Source organism: Paenibacillus sp. FSL K6-1318 (assembly GCF_037976905.1).
Classification (GTDB): domain Bacteria; phylum Bacillota; class Bacilli; order Paenibacillales; family Paenibacillaceae; genus Paenibacillus; species Paenibacillus amylolyticus_A.
In genome coordinates this window covers 4,647,150-4,660,303 of the sequence record NZ_CP150270.1, presented here as the reverse complement: position 1 = coordinate 4,660,303, position 13,154 = coordinate 4,647,150, and the positions used below count along the sequence as shown (strand labels likewise).

The 13,154-nt window shown below is 48.6% G+C and carries 9 protein-coding genes; all 9 read left to right on the top strand.

Annotation, left to right across the window (positions count from 1 at the left end; translation table 11 throughout):
• Position 1 precedes the first annotated feature (1 nt).
• Positions 2–2,335: a penicillin-binding transpeptidase domain-containing protein gene (locus tag NYE45_RS20620; RefSeq protein ID WP_339166560.1), complete on the top strand. Its 2,334-nt coding sequence runs from the start codon at positions 2–4 to the stop codon at positions 2,333–2,335.
• 93 nt (positions 2,336–2,428) lie between these two features.
• On the top strand, positions 2,429–4,381 hold the full coding sequence (locus NYE45_RS20615) for a stage V sporulation protein D (protein ID WP_340013796.1): 1,953 nt from the start codon (positions 2,429–2,431) through the stop codon (positions 4,379–4,381).
• A gap of 140 nt (positions 4,382–4,521) precedes the next feature.
• Positions 4,522–6,009, top strand: coding sequence for a UDP-N-acetylmuramoyl-L-alanyl-D-glutamate--2,6-diaminopimelate ligase (locus NYE45_RS20610; RefSeq protein ID WP_340013795.1), 1,488 nt, complete (start codon positions 4,522–4,524; stop codon positions 6,007–6,009).
• Positions 6,009–7,421, top strand: a complete 1,413-nt coding sequence (gene murF / locus NYE45_RS20605) for a UDP-N-acetylmuramoyl-tripeptide--D-alanyl-D-alanine ligase (protein ID WP_340017411.1) — start codon at positions 6,009–6,011, stop codon at positions 7,419–7,421. Before NYE45_RS20610 ends, murF begins: the two co-directional genes overlap by 1 nt.
• A 12-nt stretch (positions 7,422–7,433) precedes the next feature.
• Positions 7,434–8,402 (top strand): phospho-N-acetylmuramoyl-pentapeptide-transferase, encoded by a 969-nt coding sequence (gene mraY / locus NYE45_RS20600; protein ID WP_047843751.1) that lies wholly within the window; start codon positions 7,434–7,436, stop codon positions 8,400–8,402.
• 3 nt (positions 8,403–8,405) lie between these two features.
• On the top strand, positions 8,406–9,827 hold the full coding sequence (gene murD, locus NYE45_RS20595) for a UDP-N-acetylmuramoyl-L-alanine--D-glutamate ligase (RefSeq protein WP_340013794.1): 1,422 nt from the start codon (positions 8,406–8,408) through the stop codon (positions 9,825–9,827).
• A gap of 48 nt (positions 9,828–9,875) precedes the next feature.
• On the top strand, positions 9,876–10,973 hold the full coding sequence (gene spoVE, locus NYE45_RS20590) for a stage V sporulation protein E (RefSeq protein ID WP_340013793.1): 1,098 nt from the start codon (positions 9,876–9,878) through the stop codon (positions 10,971–10,973).
• 7 nt (positions 10,974–10,980) lie between these two features.
• A complete protein-coding gene (gene murG, locus NYE45_RS20585) occupies positions 10,981–12,090 on the top strand; it encodes an undecaprenyldiphospho-muramoylpentapeptide beta-N-acetylglucosaminyltransferase (protein WP_340013792.1) in 1,110 nt (369 codons plus the stop codon).
• A 149-nt stretch (positions 12,091–12,239) separates the two neighbouring features.
• A complete protein-coding gene (murB, locus tag NYE45_RS20580; RefSeq protein ID WP_340013791.1) occupies positions 12,240–13,145 on the top strand; it encodes a UDP-N-acetylmuramate dehydrogenase in 906 nt (301 codons plus the stop codon).
• Positions 13,146–13,154: the final 9 nt, after the last annotated feature.

Genomic DNA, 13,154 nt, shown 5'->3' with positions numbered 1-13,154 from the left:
GATGATAAAAAGAATAAAGATGCGCACGTTGCTAATAGGGGGATGTATTACCCTCTTTTTTCTTGTACTCGTAACCCGAATCTTTTTCATTCAAGTTGTGAATGGCGGTGTATGGCAGGAACGGGCGGCCGGTTTAGTAGAGCGGGAACAGACCATTAAGGCTGCACGTGGAACAATTACAGATCGAAATGGTAACGTTCTGGCTACCGATGCGCCTGCGTATACGGTTTCGGTCAATCCCCTCTTGATCGATGAACTGGGCATTCAGGATGTTGTCACGGAGAAACTCTCTACCCTTCTAGGGAAAAATGAGAGTGAGATGCGCGCTCTTGTCACAGCCAAAAATAAAGATGGAAATTTCTATCAGCAGCGGGAAGTACGCAGTGAAGGATATAAGATCAGTCCTGAGCTTGCCGCAAAAGTCAATGAGTTGCGTGAAGAATTGCAAGAGGAATATAAGGCGCGTAATGCAATCGTAATGGCTCAAGAGTCCAAGCGTTTTTACCCTGAAGAAACACTTGCTTCTCACCTCTTGGGATATATGAGCCGTGACGGAAAGGCTGTCAATGGACTTGAAGTCTCATATGATGAAGCACTGACAGGTACAGACGGGTATCTGAATTATCAGAAGGATGCCAAAGGCATCAAACTTCCGGATTCACAGGATAACTATCTGCCACCTCAGAACGGGAAAAACCTCACGCTGACGATCGATGATACGATCCAGTTCTACATTGAGGATGCAATGAAAGAAGCCGTTGCCAAGTATAACCCACTGAGCATGACGGTCATTGCTGCAGACCCGAGCACAATGGAGATTCTGGGGATGGCGAACTGGCCAACCTTTAATCCTAATACGTACGGCAGTACGCCTGATCAAAAGAACTTTATTAATCATGCGACGCAATCCATCTATGAGCCAGGTTCTACATTCAAAATCGTTACGCTTGCAGGGGCTGTGGAAGAAAAACTCTTCGATCCGAATGCAAGTTTTGAATCCAAACGCATGTATATCGGTGGATTCCCGATTAGCGATAACGGTCATTCCTATGGTTGGATCTCTTATCTCGAAGGTGTCAAACGGTCAAGTAACATTGCCTTTGTTAACTTGGGTTACAACATGCTTGGTGGTGAACGTCTGCGTCATTACATAGACGAATTCGGTTTTGGTAAAAAGACAGGTATTGATCTGCCGAGTGAGGCAGCTTCACCGATCAAGCCGTTGGTTTACAAATCCGAGATTGCTACTGCTGCTTACGGTCACGGTCTCGTACAGGTAACACCAATTCAACAGGTCGCAGCGATTTCGGCAATTGCTAATGGCGGCAAATTACTGGAGCCACATCTGGTGAGGGAGATTAAGAACCCGAATGACGGAACTACGGAAGTGATCAAACCTAAAGTGGTTCGTCAGGTGATTTCCAAGGAATCTTCCAAACTGGTGAGCGGTTATCTGGAACAAGTGGTTGCAGACCAAACGATTGGTACCGGTCGTAACGCTTATATCGAGGGTTACCGTGTAGCTGGTAAGACAGGTACAGCAAGAAAGGTTGTTAACGGGGAATACAGCAAGTCGAAAGACGTTGTATCGTTTATTGGATTTGCACCTGTGAATAATCCGAAGATTGCTATACTTGTTGTCATTGACCAACCGGATGGAACCAACATTGGGGGAGGAACTGCAGCTGCCCCGGTATTCAAAAAAATTGTGAGCCAAACGCTTCAGTATATGGGAGTTCCCAAGGATACAGCCAAAACCGCTGACAAAAAGTCAAAAGAAGTTCCTGTCGTGCAAGCCAAGGCACCGGACCTGAGTGGTAAGACAGCCAAACAGGCCAGAAGCCAGCTTCTAAGCGCGGGTATTGCTTATGTGACGCTTGGTCAAGGGGATAATGTAATTCGGCAGTATCCGGTTGCTGGGGCATCCATGAATCCAGGCCAACGCATCTATCTGCTTACGGAAGAAAGCAGCAAGATGAAGATTCCAGATCTAACAGGTGAATCCCTCCGGGATGCTCTGGAAGTACTTTCTCTCATGAAAGTGGGAGTTACGGTCAAGGGTGAAGGGTATGTCGTGAAGCAAACTGAGCAGGTAGCAGGTGAGCAGAGAACCGTACAGCTGAATTTGCAGACTGCCAAAGCCGCAGTTACCGGCATAGCAGATGAGGCTCCAATCTCTTCTGATCCGTCGTCAGAAACCGAAGGGAAGGAACAAGACACTTCGGGAGCAGAAGGTAAAACCGACGGAAAAGACGAAACGGATAACAATAAGGCTCCTGCCAATGAATCCGAATCCTCTGATGATCCAGCAACAAACGGGGCTTCACTACCATAGGGAGCTCTGACAGCTTGTTCTAACCCCCGGTTGTCCTGAATATTCATGAATGGAACGAGATCATGATTTTGGGACGAGTGGGGGGATCTTTTCGTGAAGGGATCAAGCGTAAATCTGCGTCGCAGGTTGCTATGGAGTTTAGTGATTTTAGTTTTGTTATTTTCGGCCTTGGTAATCAGGCTTGCTTATGTACAGCTCGGGCAAGGCCCTGAATTGTCAGCAAAAGCAGAAGAATCCTGGCGTCGTAATATTCCTTACTCTGCCAAGCGAGGGGAGATCCTGGATCGAAATGGAACCTCTCTGGCCTATAATGTGACCACACCGACCATTATGGCTATCCCGGCACAAGTCAAGGAAGCTGAAACGACAGCCAGAGCGCTCGCCCCATTACTGGGGATGACGGAAGAGAAAGTGCTGGCAACCATCAAGAAACGTGAACTCATTGTACGATTACAACCCGGCGGCCGCAAAATTACGATGGAGAAAGCTCAGCGCATCCGTGATTTGAAGCTTCCGGGTATCGTTGTTGCTGAGGACAATAAACGTTTTTATCCCTATGATGATCTGGCTGCCCATATTCTCGGATTTACGGGGATTGATAATCAGGGCTTAACGGGCGTCGAGAAGAAATATGATGATAAGCTGAATGGTTTGAATGGCAGTGTGTCCTACTTGTCCGATGCGGCCGGAAGGCTAATGCCGGGCTCATCCGAGAAGTATGTGGAACCGAAGGACGGCCTTAACCTCAAGCTGACCATTGATAAATCGATTCAGTCCATCATGGAGAGGGAACTCGATCAGGCCATGGTGAAGTTCCAGGCGAACTCAGCACTGGCTATAGCGATGAATCCCAAAACGGGTGAAATTTTGGGTATGTCGAGCAGACCGGGATACGAACCGGCCGATTATCAACAATATCCCGCGGAGATATACAATCGGAATTTACCGATCTGGATGACGTACGAACCGGGTTCTACGTTCAAGATCATTACCTTGGCAGCAGCGCTTGAAGAGAAAAAAGTCAATCTGCAACAGGATCAATTTTTTGATCCCGGATATGTTGAGGTGGGTGGAGCCCGTCTGCGTTGCTGGAAAAAGGGTGGTCACGGAAGTCAGACTTTCCTGCAAGTGGTGGAGAACTCATGCAACCCGGGATTTGTGGCACTGGGGCAGAGACTTGGAAAAGAATCGCTCTTCTCCTATATTAAAGACTTTGGCTTTGGTACCAAAACGGGAATTGACCTCAGTGGAGAAGCCAGTGGAATTCTGTTCAAACTGTCCAGAGTAGGACCTGTCGAGCTTGCAACGACTGCTTTTGGTCAAGGTGTATCGGTTACACCTATTCAGCAAGTAGCGGCTGTGTCAGCGGCCATCAATGGGGGTAAACTTTACAAGCCATATGTTACGAAAGCGTGGGTCCATCCAGTAACGGGAGAAGTCATGGAAGAAGCCAAGCCGGAGCTGGTTCGTCAGGTGATCTCGGAGAATACATCCAAGCAAGTACGTGAAGCACTCGAGAGTGTTGTTGCGAAAGGAACCGGACGTCCAGCGTTCATTGATGGATACCGGGTCGGTGGCAAAACAGGTACAGCCCAGAAAGTCATCAACGGACGTTATTCCTCTACCGAGCATATCGTATCCTTTATCGGATTTGCACCCGCTGATGACCCTCAGATTGTGGTCTATACCGCAGTGGATAATCCCAAAGGAATTCAGTTCGGAGGTGTGGTTGCCGCCCCGATTGTACAGAACATCCTTGAAGATGCGCTGCATTACATGAATGTCCCTGTTCGGAAGGAACAGGTTGCCAAAGAATACAAATATGGTGAGACCAAAATCGTGACGGTTCCAGATCTGACAGGTGCTACAGTCGAAGATCTGTACGAAGACCTGAACATGAATTTTATGCTGGCGAAGTCCGGCAGTGGTAAATACGTGATTAATCAGGCACCTAAGCCTGGGGCAAGGGTAGATCAGGGTTCTACCATCCGTATTTACATGGGGGATGTACTGAACGATGCGCATGATCATACGAAGGATGAATAACTGGAGCTTTGGGGTAGTTTCGGCTTCAAGCGCAACAAAATTCATCCAAGCGCGTTTCATTATTTGGTTGTATTGACGATATTAATAAATACAGACATATGCTAAAACAGAAGTATAATTGGAAAAGTGAGGTTATTCATGTGCTTTTAAAACAATTTGCATCGATGCTGACCACCGCTCGCCTCGTGGGCGAATCGAATACAGAATGCCAAAACCTTCAGACAGATTCCCGGCAGGTAAAACCGGGTGATCTGTTTATCTGTCTTCCAGGACATACGGTAGATGGTCATGATTATGCAGAAAAAGCTGTCCATGCCGGTGCAGTCGCATTGGTGGTTGAACGTCAGCTGGATCTGCCTGTACCACAATTGCTGGTGAAGGACAGCCGGTTTGCGATGGCTGTTCTGGCAGATTTCTTTTTTGACTCGCCAAGCCAGAAGATGAATATGATTGGTGTAACGGGCACGAACGGAAAAACGACCACTACCTATTTGATTGAAAAAATCATGAGCGATTACGGACGTAAGACGGGATTGATCGGTACCATTCAAATGCGGTATGACGGTCGTACCTACCCGATGTCAGGAACGACACCAGAGGCGCTTGATCTGCAGCGTAGTCTGCATGATATGGTTCAGAAGGGGACGGACTGCTGTGTTATGGAAGTTTCTTCTCACGCATTGGAACAAGGGCGTGTAAAGGGAACGAATTTCCGTACTGCGGTATTCACTAACCTGACGCAGGATCATCTGGACTACCACCATTCCATGGAGGAATATCGCGGGGCCAAAGGGTTGTTCTTTGCACGACTGGGTAACGGATATACGGAAGATGCTTCACAGCGCAAATTCGCTGTCATCAATGCAGATGATCCGGCTGCGGCTTATTTCATCTCTGTGACTGCAGCTGAAGTGATTACATATGGCATGGGTGAAGAGGCGGATGTGCGCGCATCCCAAATCTCAATTACCTCTCAAGGGACTTCTTTCCACGTGGATACATTTGCAGGCAGCACGGATATTCGCTTGCGCATGGTAGGTAAATTCAATGTGTACAATGCGATGGCAGCAATCTCTGCAGCGCTGGTGGAAGGCGTTCCATTGGAAGAGATCAAACGCAGTCTGGAGACAGTTCCGGGTGTGGATGGACGTGTTGAAGGCGTTGACGAAGGGCAGCCATTTGCTGTTATTGTCGACTATGCTCATACACCGGATGGACTGGAGAATGTACTGCGGACGGTGAAGGAATTTGCTGAAGGACGTGTGATCTGTGTGTTTGGCTGTGGTGGTGACAGAGATCGTACCAAACGACCTCTCATGGGTAAGATTGCTGCGAAGTATAGCGATTTTGTACTCGTCACTTCTGATAATCCACGGACAGAAGATCCGGATCTGATTCTCAAAGACATTGAACAGGGCCTGATTGAAGAATCCGTTCCTGCTGAACGTTATACGATGATTGTGGATCGGCGCCAGGCGATTCATGAAGCTATTGAAATGGCAAGCCCAGCCGATGTAGTATTGATTGCGGGCAAGGGTCACGAGACCTATCAGATTATCGGCACAACCAAAACCGATTTTGATGACCGAATCATAGCCAAAGAAGCGATAAGGGGCAAATCCAATTGATAAAAAGAACATTGGCACAATTGGCCGAGATGTGTGGAGGAACAGTAAGTGACGTTGCTGCTCATGGCAATGTAATGGTCGAAGGGGTGTTTACCGATTCGCGTAAACCCCTGGAAGGCAGTTTGTTTATCCCGCTAGTGGGTGAAAGGTTTGACGGACATGAATTTGTGCAAGCCTGTCTAGAGAAGGGTGCTGCAGGGGCGATCTGGCAAAAGGATCATGGTATTCCGCCACAAGGCGCTGTCATTGTTGTTGACGACACACTTGTCGCACTGCAAGCACTCGCATCTGCTTATCTAACAGAGAATAAAGCTGCTATTGTTGGCATTACAGGCAGCAACGGCAAGACGACAACGAAGGACATCGTGGATGCCATTCTCTCAACGACGTTCAAAGTGCATAAGACACAAGGAAACTTCAACAACCATATTGGTTTACCACTGACTGTACTAAGCATGGCCCCGGATACAGAGATTATCATTTTGGAGATGGGCATGAGTGGTCGCGGGGAAATTAACGATTTGTCGGTTATTGCGCAGCCTGATGTAGCGGTCATCACCAATATTGGTGAATCTCATCTGCTGCAATTGGGGTCGAGATTGGAGATTGCCAGAGCCAAAGCCGAGATTGCAGCGGGAATGAAAGCGGACGGGTTACTGATCTACAACGGAGACGAGCCTTTAATTGCACAAGTCCTTGAAGAACCCGCAACGAAACAACCAAAGGGATTGCAGCGGTTTACATTTGGTCTGGAAACCGATAATGATGACTATCCTACCGGACTCATGAATGCGCAGAACGGGGTTGTTTTCACTACCAAACAGTATGGAGATCATGCATTTACGCTCCCCCTGCTGGGAACGCATAATGTCGTTAACTGTCTGGCTGCCCTCGCTGTAGCCCGTCATTTTGGAGTGACTACGGAACAGATTGCTGCGGGATTGTCCCGCTTGAAACTGACAGGCATGCGCATTGAGGTTACGCAAGGCGTTAGTGGTCTGACCCTGCTGAATGATGCATACAATGCAAGTCCAACCTCCATGAAGGCCGCAATCGATGTATTGGAAGGTCTGAAAGGATACCATATGAAAGTGGCTGTGCTTGGTGATATGCTTGAACTTGGTCCTCAGGAGCAGGATCTGCATTATGGAATCGGAGAGTATATCACATCTGCCAAAATGGACATGGTTCTGGTATATGGTCCGCTATCAGCTAATATTGCTGAAGGAGCAAGAAAGCAAATGCCGGCAGAGGCTGTGCATGCTTTTATAGATAAAGAAGAAATGACCCGTTATCTACTGGAGAAACTACATCCCAGAGACGTTGTCTTGTTCAAAGCCTCAAGGGGCATGAAGCTGGAGGACGTGGTCGAAGCACTACAAATAGCACCATTACAGAATCGAGTAGACTAGAGGGGTGAACCCATGGATTTTCAGGTATTACTGTTAACAATCGGCGTTTCATTTATTCTGGCGGTGATTGCCGCACCGCTCCTGATTCCGCTGTTACGGCGCATGAAATTCGGACAGCAGGTTAGGGAAGATGGGCCTCAGAGCCATTTGAAAAAAAGCGGAACACCTACAATGGGTGGAGTCGTTATTTTAGTTGCGTTCACATTGGCCTTTTTGAAATTTTCGGCAGTCAAGAATACAGACTTTTATGTCTTGCTCGTGGCTACGCTGGGATTCGGGCTGATTGGCTTCCTGGATGATTACATCAAAATTGTGTTCAAACGTTCGCTCGGACTGACGGCCAGACAAAAAATGCTGGGCCAATTGTTCTTCAGTGCAGTGATGTGTTTCTTGCTGATCCAGAATGGACATAGCACAGCCATTTCTATTCCGGGTACGTCATTCTCGTTCGACTGGACCGGATGGTTCTATTATCCGTTCGTCGTATTCATGATGCTTGCCATTACCAATGCGGTTAACTTTACCGATGGTTTGGATGGTTTACTGTCCGGGGTAAGTGCAATTGCGTTTGGGGCATTTGCCATTGTAGCGATGCAAGCCACGTCGATGCCGGCTGCAGTGTGTGCAGCAGCGATGATCGGAGCCGTGCTTGGTTTTCTGGTATATAACGCACATCCGGCCAAAGTGTTTATGGGAGACACAGGTTCTCTGGGGATTGGCGGTGCAATTGGTGCGGTAGCGATTGTAACCAAAACAGAGCTTCTATTTGTCATCATTGGCGGTATTTTTGTCATCGAGATCCTGTCTGTCATCATTCAAGTGGTATCATTCAAGACTCGCGGCAAGCGTGTATTCAAAATGAGCCCTATTCACCATCACTTTGAATTAAGTGGCTGGTCGGAATGGCGGGTTGTTATTACCTTTTGGGCGGTAGGCGCAATTTTGGCCGCTCTTGGACTTTATCTCAACAAGGGGTTGTAGATCATGAACCATCCTGAATCATATCGCGGACAACAAGTAGTTGTGCTCGGATTGGCCAAAAGCGGCGTACAAGTCGCCAAAGTGCTGGATCGTGCCGGAGCGAAGGTTACAGTAAATGATAAAAAAGAGAGAGAACAGTGTCCCGAAGCTTCCGAATTGGAGGCTTTGGGAATTTCTGTTGTATGCGGAGGACATCCGGATGATCTGATTCACAGTGATGTGAAGCTGGTCGTCAAAAATCCCGGCATCCCATACCATGCTGCTCCAGTGCAGCAAGCTCTGGCGTTAGGCATTGAAGTGGTGACAGAGGTAGAGGTCGCTTATCATCTATGTGCTGCACCCATGATCGGTATTACCGGCTCCAATGGAAAAACAACAACGACCACTTGGGTGGGTAAAATGTTGGAACATGCCGGCCTCAAGCCGATTGTTGCCGGTAATATTGGAACACCTCTCTGTGAAGCCGCAGAGCAGGCTTCTCCAGATCACTGGATGGTTGTCGAGCTTAGTAGTTTCCAGCTCAAAGGAACGGCTGATTTCCGACCGCGTATTGCCAGCTTGCTTAACGTCGCAGAGACGCATCTGGACTATCATGGGGGCATGGATGATTATGTGGCTTCCAAAGCCAAATTGTTCGCCAATCAGCAGCCTGACGACGTAGCTATCCTGAATTGGGATGATGCGGTATGTCGTGGTCTGGTTCCTTACATCAAAGGCAGATTGCTCCCCTTCTCAGTGACAGAGAAATTGGATACAGGTGTGTATGCAGATCCTCCTTATGTGGATGGGGAAGAAGATGATGTGAAGCGTCAGGTGATCTATGCGGATGAAAACGGAGACCACCACATCATAATCGACGTTGAGGACATTGGCCTCCCTGGACGATTCAACGTGGAAAATGCACTGGCTGCTGTGGCCATTGCCGTTGCGGCAGGAGCTGATCCTGCGGTGCTGGCAGCTCCGCTTGCAGACTTCAAGGGGGTTGAACACCGACTTGAATATGTTCTGGAGCATAATGGCTCTGCATACTACAATAACTCCAAAGCGACCAATTCGAAGGCTACCGTCATGGCCCTGAATTCGTTCAAGGAACCGGTCGTGTTAATTGCCGGAGGGCTGGATCGTGGATCAGACATGATGGAGTTGTTACCTTTGTTCCAGGAACGAGTGAAAGCTGTCGTTGCAATTGGAGAGACACGGACAAAAATTGCCAAGGTCGCGGAACTTGCCGGATTAAAGCAAATTAAGGTCGTCGATAATGAGGAGGACGCTGCCCGGACGTTAACCGTTGCTGTGCAGGAAGCATCGAAGCTTGCTACTGCCGGTGATGTCGTTTTGTTATCCCCGGCATGTGCAAGTTGGGATATGTTTGCTTCCTATGAAGAGCGGGGACGCATTTTTAAAGAGGCGGCGCATAACTTGTAAGTAGGGGGGTGGAAAAGCCCCTACTTCCATGCAAGGGGTGGCCTCCTGATGAAACAGACGCGACCGGCACCAGATATTTGGTTGCTGATTTGTATTTTGGCATTGCTTGCCATCGGCATCATAATGGTATATAGCGCAGGCTCGGTGCTTGCCTTTCATGATTATGGCGATTCATTTTATTTTGTAAAAAGACAGGCCTTGTTTGCGGTGCTTGGGCTTGTGGCCATGTTCGTAACTGCTAATGTAGACTACCGGGTGTGGAGGAAATATGCCAAGCCAATATTGATTGCTTGTTTTATTATGCTTATTGCGGTGCTCATTCCTGGAATTGGAGTGGTTCGCGGGGGCGCACGAAGTTGGCTGGGTATAGGTTCGTTCGGTATCCAGCCCTCAGAATTCATGAAGCTGGGCATGATTTTGTTTCTCGCTCACTGGCTGAGCAAGGAGCCAGGCAAAATCAAGACCTTCACAACGGGGCTTCTGCCACCGCTGGGATTGATCGGTTTGGCTTTTGGTATTATTATGCTGCAACCTGATTTGGGGACAGGCACCGTGATGATGGGAGCATCCATGCTTATTATTTTCACAGCCGGAGCACGAATGAAACATCTAAGCTTGCTTGCTCTTGGCGGCGTAGTCGGATTTGCAGCGTTGATCGCAGCAGCTCCCTATCGGTTGCAGCGTATCACAGCGTTTTTGGACCCGTGGTCCGATCCACTGGGTGCCGGTTATCAGATCATTCAATCGTTATACGCGATTGGTCCTGGTGGACTGGCAGGATTGGGACTGGGCATGAGCCGGCAGAAGTACAGTTATGTACCTGAACCGCAAACGGACTTTATTTTTAGTATTTTGGCCGAAGAACTCGGCTTTATAGGTGGAATGATTGTATTATTGTTGTTTCTGGTGCTGGTGTGGAGAGGAATGCGTGTAGCGATGACCGTCCCGGATGCCTTCGGCAGCCTGCTTGGTGTTGGTATCGTAGGTATGGTCGCCGTACAGGTCATTATTAACATTGGTGTTGTCATTGGAATGATGCCAGTTACGGGTATTACCTTACCTCTGATCAGTTACGGCGGATCATCATTGACCCTCATGCTCACAGCACTGGGCATTTTAGTGAACTTATCCCGTTATGCGAGGTGACTATGCGATGCGAGTCGTTCTAAGCGGCGGCGGTACGGGTGGACATATCTATCCTGCTGTTGCCATAGCAAGACAATGTGAGGCGGAGAACCCGGACTCGACATTTCTATATATTGGCGGAACCAGAGGGCTGGAAAGCAAACTGGTCCCCCAGGAAAATATTCCTTTTAAATCGATTGATATTACCGGTTTTCGACGTAAATTGTCTATCGACAACCTGAAAACGGTCATGCGTTTCATTCAAGGTGTACGCAAGTCCAAAAAAATGCTGAAGGAATTCAAACCGGATGTTGTAATTGGTACGGGTGGATATGTGTGTGGACCTGTGGTGTATGCAGCAACAAAACTGGGGATTCCGAGTATAATTCATGAACAGAACGCGATTCCGGGTCTGACTAACAAATTTCTGATGCGTTATGTGGACACGGTTGCCGTTAGCTTTGAAGGTCTTGAAAAATCGTTTACCGGTGCGAAAAATGTGATCTACACCGGTAATCCGCGAGCGACTACGGTAGCTCAGGCTAGCCGTGATCGTGGTTTTGCCACATTAGGTGTCCCAATGAACAGCCGTGTTGTTCTTGTGGTTGGTGGCAGTCGTGGAGCGAAAGCAATCAATAAAGCGATGGTGGACATGGCTCCTATGCTGGAGCAACTGGATGATGTTCATGTGGTTTACGTGACAGGGGATATCTATTTTGATGAAACGCGTGAAGCCATTCGCAGTTCATTGGGTACAATGCCAAACCACCTGCATGTTCTGCCTTACGTGCACAATATGCCTGAGGTACTTGCTTGTACATCCTTGATTGTAAATCGCGCCGGGGCATCATTCCTTGCGGAGATTACATCACTGGGCATTCCTTCGATCCTCATTCCATCACCCAACGTGACCAACAATCATCAGGAAGCCAATGCACGCAAGCTTGAAGGTGGAGGTGCGTCGCTCACGATGCTGGAGAAGGATCTTACAGGTAAAGTGCTGTATGAAGCCATCGCCGGGATTATGAATGATGAACTCGGGCGTAAACGAATGGCTGAAGCCTCTCGGAAACTGGGGAAACCGGATGCAGCCGAAGTGCTTGTGCGTGAAATTCAGCGTCTTGCTGCACGCCGATAAAGGGTGTTTGTGGGCGATTGTCACACACAAGACGGGACTGACATAAGATACCGTATAAATCGTGACCATCGTTCCATGGCGCCAGAACACGGTCTGTAGCAACAGAACATACCATGTTCATCGGCTTTGAAGCAAAGGAGGATGCACACATGCACCAGTGGATATCGATACTGTCCCAGCACAATGTGGGCAGAGTTCTTGAAAACGAATCGCTAGCCAAATACACCACATGGAAGATCGGCGGTCCTGCGGATGCACTGGTCATTCCGGAGAATAAAGAGCAGATGATACATCTCGTTCAATTGCTTCACAAGAATCAGGTTCCGTGGATGCAACTTGGACGGGGTTCAAACATGCTGGTGTCAGACAAAGGAATACGTGGTGTTGTTGTGAAACCGGGCGAAGGCTTTGATTATGCCGAGTTTCACGAAGGCGGCGTAACCGCCGGAGCAGCGCATTCTTTTGTTAAACTCAGTGTGGTTGCTGCGAAAAAGGAATGGACCGGTCTGGAATTCGGCAGCGGTATCCCCGGCACTGTCGGTGGAGCCGTATACATGAACGCGGGTGCCCATGGATCGGATGTGTCACGGATATTCAAATTCGCTGAGGTTGTACTGGAGACAGGAGAATTGGTACGTTACAGCAAGGAGGACATGGATTTTGCCTACCGCCACTCTGTTCTGCATGACCGGAGAGGCATCGTGCTGGAAGCTGCATTTGAACTTCAGCAGGGAGAGCGCAAAGTCATTTCGGAAGCCATGGCGGCTTATAAAGATCGCCGGCGCCGCACACAGCCACTTCAGATGGCATGTGCAGGCAGTGTGTTCCGAAATCCCCCGGGTAATCATGCAGCCCGTCTGATTGAAGCAGCAGGGCTGAAAGGGTTGACTCAGGGAGGCGCACAGGTATCCACCATGCATGCCAATTTCATTGTCAATACAGGGCAAGCAACAGCAGAGGACGTTATCACCCTAATGCAGCAGATTCAGAGCACTATATCATCTCAAAACGGTATTAACCTGGTACCGGAAGTCTTCGTAGTGGGTGAGCGGTAAACCCCGGAG

What these genes read in the sequence shown, in the direction of transcription:
- NYE45_RS20620 (WP_339166560.1), top strand. Translation starts at nt 2, where the DNA reads ATGATAAAAAGAATAAAGATGCGCACGTTGCTAATAGGGGGATGTATT.
- mraY (WP_047843751.1), top strand. Translation starts at nt 7,434, where the DNA reads ATGGATTTTCAGGTATTACTGTTAACAATCGGCGTTTCATTTATTCTG.
- murD (WP_340013794.1), top strand. Translation starts at nt 8,406, where the DNA reads ATGAACCATCCTGAATCATATCGCGGACAACAAGTAGTTGTGCTCGGA.
- spoVE (WP_340013793.1), top strand. Translation starts at nt 9,876, where the DNA reads ATGAAACAGACGCGACCGGCACCAGATATTTGGTTGCTGATTTGTATT.
- murG (WP_340013792.1), top strand. Translation starts at nt 10,981, where the DNA reads ATGCGAGTCGTTCTAAGCGGCGGCGGTACGGGTGGACATATCTATCCT.
- murB (WP_340013791.1), top strand. Translation starts at nt 12,240, where the DNA reads ATGCACCAGTGGATATCGATACTGTCCCAGCACAATGTGGGCAGAGTT.